We start from the raw sequence: 13,778 nt of genomic DNA, 5'->3' as shown, positions 1-13,778 counted from the left end.
TTCACGCTCAGGTGCGCGTACGTCCCCGGATGCCGGGCGGTCCGGATGCGACGACCGCCCGGCGATCCGGACCGTGGACCGATCAGGAACCCGCTTCCGTCGCGGCCTCCGCCTCCAGCAGACCCTTCGTACGGAAGAGGTCGACGACCAGATCGCCCTGGCGCCGCAACATGGTTCCGTACTCGCGCTCCGCGATCTCCGAGTAACCCCGCTCGATGGCGGCCACGATCGCCGCGGTGCCGTCACGCTCCAGAGCGTCGGCCCCCGGGACCAACTCGAAGAAGTTGCCGGGCACGATGTCGGTCATCTGCCGGACCACCGTCTTCAGCCGCGGCGACTGTGCCGCGTCGATGACCGCGCGATGGAAGGACAGGGTCAGCTCGTGCAGCCGGCCGGCGTCCTTCTCCTTGTGGATCTGCTCCTGGATCGGCTTGAGGCGTTGCGCGAGATCGGCGCCCCGGCGCTCGACGGCACGGCGCACCGCGAACCCGTAGAACATCCCGTACAGCTCGTAGTGGTCGCGCACGGAGTTCTCGTCGAGGGCGTTCACGAAGGCGCCACGGTGCGGGATCATCGTCACCCAGCCCTCGCGCTCCAGGACGATGAGCGCCTCACGGACCGGGATACGGGAGACGCCGAGGGCCTCCGCGATCGCGTCCTGCGGCACCTTCTGGCCCGCCTCGAGGTAGCCGTCGAAGACCAACCGGCGTACATAGAGGCGCACTTGCTCGCCGCTGCTGAGCCTGGGCAGGTTGGCGCCCGGCAGCGCCCTGTGCTCGTCGCTCGCCGGCAGGGCGGCGGACCCCTGGACCTTGCTGATGACCGTCACGTCCTCGACTCGTAGTCCTGCAGTTGATCGATTGGTCCTGCAGTCGGGCTGATTGCAGATTACCTCAAATATCAAACTTGCAGGTCAGACCGGAAGGTCAAGGCCGAGGAGCCTGATGGCGTTGCCCCGGGCGATCTGGCGGACGGCCTTCTCGTCGAGGTGTCCGAACTGTTCGGCGGCCGCCTCGCGCGAGCGCGGCCAGGTGCCGTCCTGGTGCGGGTAGTCCGTCTCGAAGGTCACGTTGTCGAGGCCGACCCGGTCGAGCAGTTCCACCCCCACGTTGTCCTTGAAGAAGCAGCTGGTGATCTGCCGGTAGTAGTACGTGGACGGTGGCTCGGGGCACTGGTTCTGGCCCTGCGCCCAGCCGCGGTGCGTCTCCCAGACGTCGTCGACCCGTTCGAGCAGGTACGGCACCCATCCGATCTGCGCCTCGGCGTACAGCAGCTTCAGCTTCGGGAATCGGTGCAGGACGCCCGAGAACAGGAAGTCCGTCATGCTGGCCACGCTGTTGCCGAAGATGATGGTCGCGCCGACCGCTCCTGGTGCGTCGGGCGAGGTCTGCGGCGTCTTGGTGCCCGAGCCGATGTGCATGGAGAGCACCGTGCCCGTCTCCTCGCAGGCCGCGAAGAACGGGTCCCAGTACCGCGAGTGCAGACTCGGCAGGCCCAGGTACGCGGGCAGTTCGCTGAACGCGACGGCCGGCACGCCGCGGGCCGCGTTGCGGCGCAGCTCGGCGACGGCGAGGTCGACGTCCCACAGGGGGATGAGACACTGCGGGATGAGCCGGCCCCCGCTGGAACCGCACCACTCCTCGACCATCCAGTCGTTGTAGGCCTTGACGCACTGGAGCGCGAGGTCGCGGTCCTTGCCCCAGAGGAAGATCTGACCGCAGAAACGCGGGTAGTTGGGGAAGCACATCTGCGCCTCGACCCCGTTGAGCTCCATGTCCGCGATGCGCTCCGACGGGATCCAGCAGCCGGGGCGCATGTCCTCATAGGTGACACCGTCGTTGGTGACCTCGTCCGCGGGTACGCCGGCCGCGGCTATGTACCGCTTGATCTGGGTCCAGGTGTCCTCGTAGACCCACCAGGCCACGTCGGGCCCCTCGGTGCCGGGCTTCTCGACGTACTTGCCGTCGACGAGTTCGACCTCGCCGCCTGGTGCGTGCACGATGCGCGGCCCGCGCTCCTTGAGCCGCGCGGGAAGCCGGCTGCTCCACAGGGTCGGCGGCTCGACGACATGGGCGTCCACGTCGATCAGCTTCGGGATCTCCATCAGTCCTCCTGGGAACCTTGGGTCGAACGGTCTCTACTCGGGCTGGAGTTGGGGGTCGTCGGCCTGGCGGTCGGGGTCGGTCTGACGTCGGGGCGCCGGCCGCCGCCAGCAGGTCGCGAGCAGCCCGGCCGCGCCGACCGAGCCGATCCCGACGGCGGTGGCGAGCCCTGACCAGCCGTCGAGTCCGACGCCGATCAGATGGTCGGCGGAGAGCCTCCCGGGGCCCAGGGCGGCCAGTGCCGCCGCCACGACGATGATCATCAGGACGTACTCGTAGCCTTCTCCGGGCCGGAAGATGAAGAAGCCGTTGCGCAGGTGGTTGGCGATCAGGGCGACGGCCATGGTGCCGATCACCGCGCCGGCGGCGAGTGCGTTCAGCAGGCCGGCGACCAGCAGTACTCCTGCGCCGAGCTCGGTCAGTGTGGCGAGCAGGGCGTGCAGTCTGCCGGGCCGGATCCCGATGGACTCGAACCAGCGGGCGGTTCCCGGCAGTCGTCCGCCGCCGAACGCGTGGTTCCAGCCGTGGGCGATCATCGTGCCACCGAGCACCAGGCGGAGGAGAAGGCCGGCGATGTCCGCGTCGTTCATGCGGCGGACCCCTCGGTCAGCGCCTCGATCTCCGCGGCGGTGCAGCCCAGCTCCTTGAGGACGGACTCCGTGTGCTCGCCGAGCCCGGGCACCGGATCGAGGCGCCAGGTCCAGGCATCGGTTTCCGGCGGCGGCATCAGCACACTGACCGGCCCGACGGGCGAGTCCACTTCTCGCCACCTGTTCCGCTCCGTGAGCTGAGGATGGCCGAGCACCTCGGTCGGGCTGTTGAGCCGCGCATGCCCCAGGCCCGCGCTCTCCGCCCGTACCCGGCACTCGGCGAGTGTGTGCCGCCCCGCCCACTCCCCGATGACCTCGTCCAGCTCCCCGCGTCGGGCCACCCGCCCGCTGTTCGTCGCGTACCGCGGATCGTCGGCGAGATCGGGGCGGTCGAGCACCTTCGTGGCGAGCCGGCGCCACTCGGAGTCGTTCGTCGTGCCGAGGACCAGAGTCTGCAGGTCGGCCGTCCGGTAGGCGCCGTAGGGTGCGACCATGGGCGAGCTCACGCCGTTGGGTTCCAGGTCCACTCCCCCGTAGCGGGCCTGGTTGAGCGCGAAGCCCATCCATTCGGCGACGGCATCGAAGAGTCCTACGGAGATCGTCGCGCCGTCGCCGGTCCGTTGCCGTGCGTAGAGCGCCGCGAGCACGCTCGCGAACGCGTACATGCCCGCTCCGATGTCGGCGAGCGGGATGCCCGGCTTGGCCGGGGCCCCGGCCGTCCCGGTGATGGCACACGAACCGGCCTCGGACTGCACGAGCAGGTCGTACGCGCGCGCCTGCGCATACGGGCCGCCGCGTCCGTAACCGGAGATGTCGACGGCGATCAGCTCGGGCCTGCGGGACCTCAACTCCGCCGACCCCACGCCCAGTCGGGCCGCCGCACCCGGTGCGAGGTTCTGCACCACGACGTCGGCCCGGGCGATGAGGCGGTCCAGCGCCTGTCGCCCGGCGGGCTGCTTGAGGTCCAGCACCACGGACTCCTTGTTCCGGTTCGCCCAGGTGAAGTGCGCCGACAGGCCGTTCACCACGTCGTCGTAGTCACGGGCGAAGTCACCGCCTCCTGGACTCTCCACCTTGACGACACGCGCGCCCAGGTCACCCAGGTGACGCGTGCACAGGGGCCCCGCGACGGCCTGTTCAAGGGCGAGGACCAGGGTTCCGGTCAAAGGCTGCATGCAACTTGTATATAATATCTATTCGACTTACGGAAGGGGCACCCCATGTCGAAGCCCGTCGGCGACGCCCTCGTCGAGTCCCGCCTCACCGAGGGGGTGGCCGTGCTGACCCTGGCCGATCCCGATCACCGCAACGCGCTGTCAAGGCAGTTGAGCGACGACCTCGCGCACGCCGTAGGGGACGCACTGGATGCCGGCGCCCGAGCGCTCGTCCTGACCGCAGCGCCACCGGTGTTCTGCGCGGGCGGCTCGCTCGACGCGTTGCTCGACCGCGCCGACCCGCTCCCCGCGATGTTCGCGGGGATGACGGCTCTGGCCGGTGCCCCGGTCCCGACGATCGCCGCTGTCGCCGGCCCCGCCATCGGTGCCGGTGTCAACCTGCCGCTGGCCTGTGACATCGTCATCGCCACACCGGGGGCCCGGTTCGACCCGCGGTTCCTGGACGTCGGTATCCACCCGGGCGGCGGCCATCTCTTCCGCCTCGCCGCCCGCGTCGGTGCGCAAGGGGCCGCCGCCATGGTCCTGTGCGGTGACACATTGACCGGGCAGCAGGCCGTCGAACACGGACTCGCCTGGCGTTGTGTCGCAGAGAGCGAGCTGGAACAGACCGTCATGTCGCTCGCCACGCGAGCCGCGCAACGGTCGCCCCGCCTCGTCCGCAGAACGAAGGAGACCCTGATCCGCAGTCTGACGCTCACCGACGCGGACGCGGCCTTCGCGGTCGAGCTTCAGGCTCAGCAATGGTCCATGACCCAGCCCGAGTTCGCCGAGGCGCTCGCCCGCGTCCGGGCCCGGATCACAGCAGCTCGACGATGAGCGCGGAGCCCAGGCCGCCGCCCGCGCACATCGAGAGGCATCCGAACGTCGCGCCCCTGCGGCGCAGTTCACCGAGCATGGTGACGACCATCCGGGCTCCTGTCGCCGCGACCGGATGCCCCAGGCCGCATCCGCTCCCGTTCACATTGAGGCGTGTCTCCTCGATGCCGAGGATCTTGCTCGATGCGGCGGCCACGGTGGTGAACGCCTCATTGATCTCGAAGAGATCGATGTCGCTGGACTTGAGTCCGGCCCGCTCCAGTGCCAGCGGGATCGCGAGCGTCGGGGCCAGGCCGGTCCGCTCCGGTTCGACCCCGACCGACGCCCAGGCGACGACCCGGCCGAGCGGCGCGATCCCATGGGCCGCGGCGTAGCCGTCGGAGGTGACGACGAGGGCGGCGGCTCCGTCGTTCAGCCCTGCGGAGTTTCCCGCGGTGATGACCGCCCCGTCCAACTCGGGGTGCAGTACGGGCAGTTCCGCGAGCCGTTCCGCGGTCGTGCCCGCGCGCGGATGCTCGTCGACGCCGAACTCACTCCCGTCCGGCAGCGGCACCGGAGTGATCTCCTGCGCGAAGTGCCCTGCCGCTATGGCGGTGGCCGCGCGGGTGTGCGAGGCGAGGGCCCAGGCGTCCGCCTCTTTCCGGCCGATCCCGGCGAGCCTCGCGGTGTTCTCGCCGACGGTCACCGACATGTCCGCCGCCGGCGCGCGGGGCGTCTCGGGATGCGTCGGCGACATCCACGCAGTCGGCTCCCCCGCCGACGGCGGCACGGACTTCAGTACGCGCGGCATGGTGCTGAGGCTCTCGGTTCCGCCGGCGATGACCACCCGGTCCATGCCGGACCTGATCGACGCCGCAGCGAGCTGCACGGCCGAAAGCCCTCCGGCGCAATGACGGTTGACGGCAACGGCCGGCACCGCGGTCATGCCCGCCTCCAGCGCCACGTACCGCCCGATGACGCCACCGCCCTGCAGTGATTCGGCGAGCACCAGGTCGTCGATCTCCTCCACGGGAAGCCCCGAGCGATCGACGGCCGCGGTGACGGCCGTGCGCGCGAGCTGGAAGGCGTCGACTTCGCGCAACGTTCCCTTGTGGGACCGCCCGATCGGTGTGCGGACGGCCGAGACGATCACCGCTTCGGTCATGGGGCAACTCCTCCTCGTAGCAGGGTGATCCGCTGCCTGCTCCGCCTCACCTCGGGGCGAACCGCTGGCCCCCGTCGAGCCGGATCGTCTGCCCGTTGAGCATGGGGTTGCGCACGATGGCCTCGGCCAGCCATGCGTACTCCTCGGGGAGGCCGGCCCGCTTGGGGAAGGCCGCGTCCTTGGTGAGGGTGGCGATGACGTCCTCCGACGCGCCTTCGAGAAGTCCGGTCGCGAACAGACTGGGCGCGATGGTCATCACCCGGATTCCCAGGCTGCCGAGATCGCGCGCCATGGTCAGGCTCATCCCGGCGATGCCCGCCTTGGCCGCCGAGTACGCGACCTGGCCGATCTGGCCCTCGAAGGCGGCGATGGAGGACGTGTTGACGATGACCCCCCGCTCTCCGCCCTCGTCGGGCTCGTTCTTGCTCATGTGCCAGGCCTGCAGGCGGTTGAGGTTGAATGTCGCGACGAGGTTCAGCTCGACGAGCCGCCGGAAGTCCGCCAGCGGCATCGGGCCGTCCTTGCCGATGATGCGCCTGCTGACGCCGCCGCCCGCCGTGTTGACCGCGACATGCAGCGACCCGTGGGCCTCCACGACGGCAGCCAGGGCGGCCTCGGTGCCATCGGCATCAGTGATGTCGCAGGGATGGAAGGTCGCACCGCCACCGAGCTCCGCGGCCACCTCCTTACCGGCCCCCGACGGCAGATCGAGCACTGCCACCAAGGCCCCTCGTCCTGCCAGCGCCAGGGCAGTTGCCCGCCCCATGCCCGACGCTCCGCCTGCCACGACGGCGACCTTCTTTGCCACGTCCATGGGCGCACCTCCCACTGGGGCTGCTCGGCAGCCTCGGATCGCCAGAACCCAACCTTTTGTATATCATATTTAATGGCCGTCCCGTTCCGGGATCGGAGGCATGCCGGCTCCGGTGTGGAAATGAGCCGCGAAGGAGGCGATTTGCCGGGTGTTGCGGTGGTTGCCGTCGAGTTCGTGGCGCGCGCAGTGGCCCAGGCGCTCAGCGATCTCGGCCAGCGTGGAGTTGGTGTCGGTCAGACTCTGGCACTCGTCCGCGTACACCATCGTGCGGGCTCCCAGCAGTCGGCAGAGGCGGTAGAACTCCGGTGGCAGGTCCTGTCCCTCGTCCACGACCAGGGTGAGTCCGGGCGGCGGGGCGGTCGCCGCGGCCCGCTCGTACAGGGCGGGCCAGTCGAACCAGCCGTCCGGGCCGCCGGGCGGCTTCCCGCCGTACCACTCGGCGAGCCAGGCGTGCACGGTCCGCACCCGCACGCTGCGGTCCACGGGACCCAGGACGTGGACGGCTCCGGCCAGTGACTGGTGCAGCAGGTTGGAATAGGTCAGCAGGACCACCGGCGTTCCCGTCAGGGCGAGCATGACGGCTCGCTGGGCCGCCAGGAGGCTCTTGCCGCTTCCCGGCGGACCGCTGATGAGGTGGTTGCCGTCCAAGGGCAGATCGTCGAGACAGGAGCGCTGCTCCTGGGTGAGGTCGAGATAGGTGACGGTCACATCGCCTCCACGGCGTCTGCGGCCGCGGCGCGGGCCGCGGTGACGATGGACTCCAGGTAGCCGGGTACTCGTTCGCCGCCGACGACCAGGGCGCGGTCGAGGAGGGTGTTGCCGGTCTCGCAGCTGGTCTCGGGGAGCAGCGCGCAGGCGTGGCAGGCCGCGCGGTTGAGGTTGCCGAAGCCCTGGCGGGTGTGCTCGGCGCAGAGGGGGTCGGCCGAGCACCAGGCCGCGGCCTCCGTCATCCGCAGCAGGGTCTCGGCGAGCCGGGGCGGTTCACCTTGCCGGACGAGACCGCCGAGAGTTCCCTCGGAGCCCATCTCGCCAAGCGCCGAGCGCCGACGGGCGAGGGGCAGTGAAGCAAGCCGGGCTTCCGGAACGCACCCGCTTCCACGACCTCAAGCACTTCTACACCACCACGCGCGGCGGCTCCGGCAAGCACGACCCGAAGACCGTGCAAGCACTCTCCCGGCATGCCAAATTCTCTGAGACCTGGGATACCTACGCCCACCCACCCCTCGCTGTGGAGGAGGTCACGGTCACCGTGTTCGGGACCGCGTTCTCACACATCGACACACCGGCGGGCGCACTGCGGAATGGGCAACCGTTGTTGCTCGGGCGTCCGACGTATCCTGAAGCCGCAGACCGACGGGAAGGTCGGCTCGCGTGTGCGCTGTCCGGGCGATGGCTCAGCGGCTCCGTTTCCGGCGGTACAAGCAGGGCGGTCGATCCGACGACCGGTACCGCCAGGCCATCACCGCGGCCGGCTCTGGCTGTGCGGCTGCTCTGGACGCAGAGCGCTATCTCGCCGCCCTGGGCGACATCGACACCGCGGGCGAACCGGCCGTAGCCGCCGTCTGACGCCCGGAGACACATCATGGCTCTCAAGAACGTCACCGACGACTCCTTCGAGCAGGACGTCCTCGCCAGCTAAAAGCCGGTCCTGGTGGACTTCTGGGCTGCCTGGTGTGGCCCCTGCCGACAGCTCGCCCCCTCGCTGAAGGCGATTGCCGCCGAGCACGGCGACAAGATCAAGATCACCAAGAACCCGGTCCTGCCCTGGCCGTACGCCACCATCCAGGCTCAACGGGACGCTCCTGGACCGGTGCAACTCCTGTGTCCAACAGACCGGCGACGACGAGCGGTTCGTCGCCGTGCTCGTCCTGAGTGTTGGTGGGATACCGAGGCGCAGGAAGTCAACATGGGGTGCTTCGTGTTCCCGGGCGGCGCGACGCCGCGGCCTCCTCGGCCTCTCTCCCACCGGACTGCCCCAGGCCGTGCCGTCAGCAAAGCCTTCAGTCCATCCGGATGATTCCCCTGCCCAGTGCGGCGGTGACGGCGGCGGTCCGGTCGCGGACGTCGAGCTTGGCGTAGATGTGCAGCAGATGGGTCTTGACGGTGGCCTCCGACAGGCGCAGGGCGCGGGCGATCTGTTTGTTGCTCTGCCCCCGGGCCACGGCGGACAGGACTTCGAGCTCCCTGCCGGACAAGCCGGCGCCCCGGTCGCCGCGCATATGGGCGAGGACCTTGGCGGCCACGGTGGGCGACAGTGCCGCGCCTCCCCGAGCCGCGGTCCGAACGGCCTCGCAGAGCTCGTGTCGTCCGGTGTCCTTGAGGAGGTAGCCGACTGCCCCGGCGTCGACGGCGGCAGTGATGTCGGCGTCCGTGTCGTAGGTGGTCAGGACGAGAACCCGCACCTCGGGGTGGGCGGCACGGATGGCGGCGGTCGCGGTCGTGCCGTCCATTTCGGGCATCTGCAGGTCCATCAGCACGACGTCGGGTGCGAGTGAGGCGGTCTGGCGCAGCGCCTCGGCGCCGCTGGCGGCTTCGCCGACGACCGTGAAATCGGGCTGGGTGGAGAGCATGGCGGCAAGCCCGTCACGGACCACGGGGTGGTCGTCGGCGAGAAGGACTCGGATCGTGGGACCGGCCGACGTCCTCATGACGCCGGGGCCATCCGCTCGGTGCCCGACACGGCTGAAGGGTCGGAGGCGGAAGGCTCGACCGGGAGGGGCACCGTGACGGCGACGGTCGTACCCTCGCCCGGGGAGCTTTCGACCGCGAACGTGCCGTGCACAGCGGCAATGCGCTCCCGCATGGTGATCAGGCCAACGCCCGTATGCCGGGCAGCGGGTGCGAACCCGGTGCCGTCGTCCTGGACGTCGATCGCCAGGACGTCGCCGAGGTACGACAGCGTGACCGAGACACTCATCGCGCGGGAGTGCCGCCGGGCGTTGGTCAGTGCCTCCTGCACGACCCGCAGCAACTCGCCCTCGGTGCTGGGAGGCAGGGCGGCCGGGCGGCCGGTCACCACCGTGTAGGCCTCGGTGCCGGTCTCCTCCGCGAGCCGGGCGGTGAGTTCACGGACCGCCTCTGCCAGGTGCGTGCGGTCCAGTGGCGCCGGGCGAAGAGCGTGCACGAGGCGGCGGCTCTCCGCGAGGTTGTCCCGGGCCGTGCGCATGGCCTGCTCGACGCGGCGGGCCGCAGGGGAGCCGGGTGGCAGGTCGTCGCGTGCGGCGTCCAGCAGCATGGCGATGGAGGCGAACCCCTGGGTGAGCGTGTCGTGCACCTCGCGGGCCAGGCGCTGGCGTTCGGCCAGGGTGCCCGCCTGGCGTTCCGCTGCCGCGCGTTCGGCCTGGGTGGCGGTGAGCTCGTCGAGGAGCCGCTGCCGCTTGTGACTCTCGTGATCGAGGGTCGCGACGTAGCAGGTGATCGTGACCGCCACGGCGGTACCGAGTACGCATCCCGTGAGCGCCCGCACGTCGACGGGGCCGTCCGTGGTCAGGCTCTGCCACGACCAGGCGGCGCCCAGCACCAGCACCCCGCCGGCCGACCACCAGGCCCACCGCAGCAAGTACGGGCTCAGCACCGCCATGGCGACCGGGAGGAACGCGGGGTCCACCACGGCCATGACCGCCCACCCGGACAAGGCCCCGACGAGGTAGGGCAGCGGCGGGCGGTCGGCGCCACCGCGCAGCGCGATCCAGTACGCATACCAAAGCGCGAGCCCCACTGCCGGGCCGATCCGCGACAGCGCGGCGCCGGTCGTCATATCCGCCCCGGCCAGCGCACCCGGCATGGACAAGGCGAGCACGGTGACGAAGAAGGCGTGCTGCCCCATGGCCTTCCACCGCTGCCGGTCCCACGCCTGTTGCAGTGCCATGGCCTACAGAGTAGGTGCAGCCGCGTAGCGGCAGAATCAGCCGACCAGCGGAGCGGGTTCACCGATCGGTGGACGAACGACGCGTCGATCGGTCGATGTGCGGGAGGGACGCTGGCGGCGACGATCAGCCCCGGAGCCGACGGCCTGCCCTTCCACCGCCCCTTGTGAGGAACTACCCGTGACCCTGGCCTTCATTCCCAGCCCGTCCGTCAGTGAGGTCCAGCTGGGGCCGCTGCCGCTGCGCGGTTACTCACTGATGCTGATCCTCGGCATCGCCGCCGCCGTGTGGCTGGGTGGCCGTCGATGGGCCGCACGCGGCGGGGAGAAGGCCGTCGTGACGGACGTCGCTCTGTGGGCGGTCCCCTTCGGCGTGGTCGGCGCCCGCCTTTACCACGTGATCACCTCCAGCGAGGCGTACTTCGGCGAGGGTGGTGATCCGGTCAAGGCCCTGTTCATCTGGGACGGCGGTATCGGCATCTGGGGCGCCATCGCCGGCGGTGCCGTCGGAGCCTGGATCGGCTGCCGCCGTAGCGGCATCCCGCTGTCCGCGTACGCCGACGCCGTCGCTCCCGGCATCGCACTGGGGCAGGCCATCGGCCGCTGGGGCAACTGGTTCAACCAGGAGCTCTACGGGCGGGCCACCACCCTCCCCTGGGCCCTGGAGATCGACCCCGCGCACCGGCCTGAGGACACCCCGAACCTGGCCACCTATCACCCGGCGTTCCTGTACGAGTCGTTGTGGTGCCTCGGCGTGGTCGCCCTGGTCCTGTGGGCGGATCGCCGCTTCCGTCTCGACCGGGGGCGGGCGTTCGCGCTGTACGCCGCCACGTACAGCGCAGGTCGCTTCTGGATCGAGTACCTGCGGGTGGACGAGGCCCACCACATCCTCGGCCTGCGCCTCAACAACTGGACCGCGCTGCTGGTTGTCGCCGTCGCCGTCTGCTACCTCGTGGTGACGACGCGGCGCGCAGTCGGCGGGCGGGACGGCGTCGACTTCGGCCGTCCCTTTCAACAAGTGAATGCCACCAGTAGCCCCAAGAACTGACCAATATCCCTCTATCCCTCGCATCCGTTTGGAGTTGCCATGTCCCAAGTCTCTGAAACGCTCCCCTCCCGTCGTGGTCCGATCATGGTGGCGGGAGGTGTGTTCGTCGCCTTCCTGCTGTCCTCGCTGGTGAACGCGTTGATCGCCGTAGTGGCGCTAGCGCTAGGTGCACCGGAGGAATTCGGCCCGTTGAAGCCCTCGTCGTACATCTCTCTGACCGCGCTGGGAGTGCTGGGAGGCTCCGTCGGGTGGACCCTCGTCCGCCGGTTCTCCGCCGATCCCGAACGGCTGCTCCGCCGACTCGTCCCGTCGGTCGTCGTGTTGTCCTTCGTGCCGGACTTTTTCCTGTTCGGCGAGGGCGAGGTGACCGGTGTGGTGGCGCTGCTCCTGATGCACGTCGCGGTCGCGGTGATCGCAGTGCCGACGTACTACAGGGTCATGCCACTGAGCTCGGTTCGGTGACCAGGCACCAGTCGGCACCTGGGCCCCGCTGGTCGCGCTCCGTGAACTCGGGAACCCGTACGTCCGTAACCTCCGACCGGCGCCTTGTTGCGAGGTGCCTCTGCCGCCTGCCGGTGCGCTCAACATTCGATGGCAGCAAACAGGTCCAGGCCGCTCCCGGACGTGATGGCCCGGTACGACGCCAGGGGCGGCTCGCCTGCTATCGCATTCGCCGTGGAACACGCGGTGTCGCTTGTCCCGGCGTCCACCTGACGCCAACTCATTTCCCCCATCGCCTTGTTGCCCCTATCCCTGGTGGGCAGCGGGCTGACCCGGCGTACGTACTCGGTGTGGCGCTACGAACCCGCGGGCCTTGTCGAGCTGTGCGTGCTGGGTCGGCCGGGCGCGGGGCCCGGTGGGGACGGGCCGCCGAGGTGGGAGACCAGGTGCGGCTGAGCAGGCCGGAGGGATCCTTCGTGCTGCGCCCCGACGCCACCAACCATTTCTTCGCCGGGGACGAGACCGCGGCCATCGCCTTCGGGGCGATGGCCGCGCTCCTTGAGAACGCGCGGGTCTCGGGGTGCGTGGAGACGGCGATGGAGGCCGACCGGCTGCCGCTGGACCACGGCGACCGCCTGGACTGGCTGGTCAGGGGCGATACACCGCTGCCTGCTGCCGTACGACGGCTCGCGGCATCGCCTATGTCGCAGGGGAAGCACGGACGGTGCAAGCGGTGAAAAGGTGCTCGTGCGGGAGGCAGGCTGGGACCGGCGATCGGTCCTCACCATCGATAGGAGCTTGAGCCGGGCCGGGCGTCACGCCCGCGCTGTCGGAGCCTGTTCTGGGAAGGCAGTGCCGGTCAGTTCCTCGGAGACGGTCTGCAGGCGTCGGGCAGTGGTCGGGTCGCTGGCTGCCTTCGAGCGGCCGACCGGGGTCGGGGCTCCCCGGAACTCGCCGAAGCCGTCAAGGCCGACGTAGCTGGCGCCGGGCAGGTCCTCGACGGCGGCATACAGGGTGGGCAGCGCGCCGGCCTGGGTTTCCTGCGCGAGCAGCAATTCGGCCAACCGGCTGCCGACACGCATGAGGACGCGGGAGTCCTGCCTGCTGTGCCTGCTGAGGTTGCTCTTGGCCGCGCCGGGGTGCGCGGCCAGGGCGCGTACGGGTGAGCCCGCTTCGGCGAGCCTGCGGTGAAGTTCCAGGGTGAACAGCAGGTTGGCCAGCTTGGACTGGCTGTAGGCCTTCATGGGGGCGTACTCGCCGGTCAGGTTGAGGTTGTCGAAGTGGATCCGCGGGCTGCCCGGCGCCTTGTGCGCGCCGGAGGAGACGGTCACCACTCGGTCGGTGATGTGCGGCAGCAGCAGGTTGGTCAAGGCGAAGTGCCCCAGGTGATCGGTGCCGAACTGCATCTCGAAGCCGTTTTTGGTCAGGGTGGGCTTCGGGATGTTCATGACGCCGGCGTTGTTGATGAGCACGTCCAGATCGCCGTGCCAGCCGGCAGCGAACTCGCGCACGGAGGCGAGGTCGGCCAGGTCGAGCCGGCGCACCTCCACGCTCCCTGGCACGGTAGCGGCCGCGGCCTCGCCGCGCTTCACGTCCCGCGCGGTGAGGACCACATGGGCACGCTGCCGACCGAGACCGCCGAGCACGGTCTGGACGACGTGATCGCGTACATCCTGCGAGTATGCGCGCCGGACTAGGAACACCGCCGGGACCGGTCAGTCCCGGGAGAAGGCGCCGCACCGGGGCAGCGACATCGCTCTGGCCACGAGCCCCAATTGAGTAC

Annotated in this window: 15 protein-coding genes and 2 pseudogenes; 6 read left to right on the top strand and 11 right to left on the bottom strand. The window is 70.0% G+C overall.

All coding sequences use genetic code 11. The features are described 5' to 3' along the window. Positions 1 to 82: 82 nt before the first annotated feature. The 4 genes from I2W78_RS28835 to I2W78_RS28820 form a co-directional block, all read right to left on the bottom strand. On the bottom strand, positions 83 to 829 hold the full coding sequence (locus I2W78_RS28835) for a GntR family transcriptional regulator (RefSeq protein WP_196463160.1): 747 nt from the start codon (positions 827 to 829) through the stop codon (positions 83 to 85). A gap of 84 nt (positions 830 to 913) precedes the next feature. Beyond that, positions 914 to 2,104 carry an amidohydrolase family protein gene (locus I2W78_RS28830; protein WP_196463159.1) on the bottom strand — a complete coding sequence of 397 codons (1,191 nt, stop codon included), beginning with the start codon at positions 2,102 to 2,104 and terminating at the stop codon, positions 914 to 916. 33 nt (positions 2,105 to 2,137) lie between these two features. Continuing rightward, positions 2,138 to 2,692, bottom strand: a complete 555-nt coding sequence (locus I2W78_RS28825; RefSeq protein ID WP_196463158.1) for a DoxX family protein — start codon at positions 2,690 to 2,692, stop codon at positions 2,138 to 2,140. Continuing rightward, complete coding sequence (locus I2W78_RS28820; protein WP_196463157.1) at positions 2,689 to 3,867, bottom strand: CaiB/BaiF CoA transferase family protein; 1,179 nt, start codon at positions 3,865 to 3,867, stop codon at positions 2,689 to 2,691. The genes I2W78_RS28825 and I2W78_RS28820 overlap by 4 nt, the downstream gene beginning before the upstream one ends. A gap of 45 nt (positions 3,868 to 3,912) precedes the next feature. Here I2W78_RS28820 and I2W78_RS28815 point away from each other — a divergent pair, with 45 nt between their 5' ends. Further along, entirely contained in the window at positions 3,913 to 4,683 is a 771-nt protein-coding gene (locus I2W78_RS28815; RefSeq protein ID WP_196463156.1) for an enoyl-CoA hydratase-related protein, read from the top strand. Here the strand turns inward: I2W78_RS28815 and I2W78_RS28810 are convergent. The 4 genes from I2W78_RS28810 to I2W78_RS28795 form a co-directional block, all read right to left on the bottom strand. Further along, positions 4,664 to 5,827, bottom strand: a complete 1,164-nt coding sequence (locus tag I2W78_RS28810) for a thiolase family protein (RefSeq protein WP_196463155.1) — start codon at positions 5,825 to 5,827, stop codon at positions 4,664 to 4,666. The genes I2W78_RS28815 and I2W78_RS28810 overlap by 20 nt on opposite strands. Positions 5,828 to 5,873: 46 nt before the next feature. Continuing rightward, positions 5,874 to 6,641 carry an SDR family NAD(P)-dependent oxidoreductase gene (locus tag I2W78_RS28805; RefSeq protein WP_196463154.1) on the bottom strand — a complete coding sequence of 256 codons (768 nt, stop codon included), beginning with the start codon at positions 6,639 to 6,641 and terminating at the stop codon, positions 5,874 to 5,876. 69 nt (positions 6,642 to 6,710) lie between these two features. Next, positions 6,711 to 7,349, bottom strand: a complete 639-nt coding sequence (locus I2W78_RS28800; RefSeq protein ID WP_307783834.1) for an AAA family ATPase — start codon at positions 7,347 to 7,349, stop codon at positions 6,711 to 6,713. Further along, the gene (locus tag I2W78_RS28795; RefSeq protein ID WP_374222708.1) at positions 7,346 to 7,666 is read right to left on the bottom strand and encodes a hypothetical protein; all 321 of its coding nucleotides are present in this window, start codon (positions 7,664 to 7,666) and stop codon (positions 7,346 to 7,348) included. The genes I2W78_RS28800 and I2W78_RS28795 overlap by 4 nt, the downstream gene beginning before the upstream one ends. Before the next feature lie 391 nt (positions 7,667 to 8,057). On the opposite strand from I2W78_RS28795, the pseudogene I2W78_RS28790 reads away from it, so the two are divergent. Then, positions 8,058 to 8,207, top strand: a pseudogene (locus I2W78_RS28790) (thioredoxin-disulfide reductase); the annotation flags it as partial. Positions 8,208 to 8,223: 16 nt separating this feature from the next. After that, positions 8,224 to 8,391, top strand: a pseudogene (locus tag I2W78_RS28785) (thioredoxin family protein); the annotation flags it as partial. Positions 8,392 to 8,641: 250 nt separating this feature from the next. On the opposite strand, the gene I2W78_RS28780 reads toward I2W78_RS28785, so the two are convergent. Both I2W78_RS28780 and I2W78_RS28775 read right to left on the bottom strand, forming a co-directional pair. Next, positions 8,642 to 9,289, bottom strand: coding sequence for a response regulator (locus I2W78_RS28780; RefSeq protein WP_196463153.1), 648 nt, complete (start codon positions 9,287 to 9,289; stop codon positions 8,642 to 8,644). After that, positions 9,286 to 10,509 (bottom strand): sensor histidine kinase, encoded by a 1,224-nt coding sequence (locus I2W78_RS28775; RefSeq protein ID WP_196463152.1) that lies wholly within the window; start codon positions 10,507 to 10,509, stop codon positions 9,286 to 9,288. Before I2W78_RS28775 ends, I2W78_RS28780 begins: the two co-directional genes overlap by 4 nt. Positions 10,510 to 10,687: 178 nt before the next feature. On the opposite strand from I2W78_RS28775, the gene lgt reads away from it, so the two are divergent. The 3 genes from lgt (at position 10,688) to I2W78_RS41485 (ending at position 12,732) form a co-directional block, all read left to right on the top strand. Then, positions 10,688 to 11,554 (top strand): prolipoprotein diacylglyceryl transferase, encoded by an 867-nt coding sequence (gene lgt, locus I2W78_RS28770; RefSeq protein ID WP_196463151.1) that lies wholly within the window; start codon positions 10,688 to 10,690, stop codon positions 11,552 to 11,554. Between the two features lie 99 nt (positions 11,555 to 11,653). Further along, the gene (locus I2W78_RS28765; RefSeq protein WP_307783832.1) at positions 11,654 to 12,016 is read left to right on the top strand and encodes a DUF6069 family protein; all 363 of its coding nucleotides are present in this window, start codon (positions 11,654 to 11,656) and stop codon (positions 12,014 to 12,016) included. A gap of 425 nt (positions 12,017 to 12,441) precedes the next feature. Further along, positions 12,442 to 12,732 (top strand): SIP domain-containing protein, encoded by a 291-nt coding sequence (locus tag I2W78_RS41485; protein WP_307783831.1) that lies wholly within the window; start codon positions 12,442 to 12,444, stop codon positions 12,730 to 12,732. Between the two features lie 78 nt (positions 12,733 to 12,810). Here the strand turns inward: I2W78_RS41485 and I2W78_RS28755 are convergent, their stop codons facing one another. Beyond that, positions 12,811 to 13,641: an SDR family NAD(P)-dependent oxidoreductase gene (locus I2W78_RS28755; protein ID WP_307783829.1), complete on the bottom strand. Its 831-nt coding sequence runs from the start codon at positions 13,639 to 13,641 to the stop codon at positions 12,811 to 12,813. Between the last annotated feature and the right edge of the window lie 137 nt (positions 13,642 to 13,778).

It is taken from the genome of Streptomyces spinoverrucosus, assembly GCF_015712165.1.
GTDB lineage: Bacteria > Actinomycetota > Actinomycetes > Streptomycetales > Streptomycetaceae > Streptomyces > Streptomyces spinoverrucosus_A.
The sequence above is the reverse complement of the archived record's forward strand: the minus strand, read 5'-3'. Positions and strand labels throughout refer to the sequence as shown.

Coding starts and splice junctions, on each gene's coding strand:
- I2W78_RS28825 (WP_196463158.1), bottom strand. CDS start 2,692: ATGAACGACGCGGACATCGCCGGCCTTCTCCTCCGCCTGGTGCTCGGT.
- I2W78_RS28830 (WP_196463159.1), bottom strand. CDS start 2,104: ATGGAGATCCCGAAGCTGATCGACGTGGACGCCCATGTCGTCGAGCCG.
- I2W78_RS28810 (WP_196463155.1), bottom strand. CDS start 5,827: ATGACCGAAGCGGTGATCGTCTCGGCCGTCCGCACACCGATCGGGCGG.
- I2W78_RS28820 (WP_196463157.1), bottom strand. CDS start 3,867: ATGCAGCCTTTGACCGGAACCCTGGTCCTCGCCCTTGAACAGGCCGTC.
- I2W78_RS28780 (WP_196463153.1), bottom strand. CDS start 9,289: ATGAGGACGTCGGCCGGTCCCACGATCCGAGTCCTTCTCGCCGACGAC.
- I2W78_RS28805 (WP_196463154.1), bottom strand. CDS start 6,641: ATGGACGTGGCAAAGAAGGTCGCCGTCGTGGCAGGCGGAGCGTCGGGC.
- I2W78_RS28815 (WP_196463156.1), top strand. CDS start 3,913: ATGTCGAAGCCCGTCGGCGACGCCCTCGTCGAGTCCCGCCTCACCGAG.
- I2W78_RS28795 (WP_374222708.1), bottom strand. CDS start 7,666: ATGGGCTCCGAGGGAACTCTCGGCGGTCTCGTCCGGCAAGGTGAACCG.
- I2W78_RS28775 (WP_196463152.1), bottom strand. CDS start 10,509: ATGGCACTGCAACAGGCGTGGGACCGGCAGCGGTGGAAGGCCATGGGG.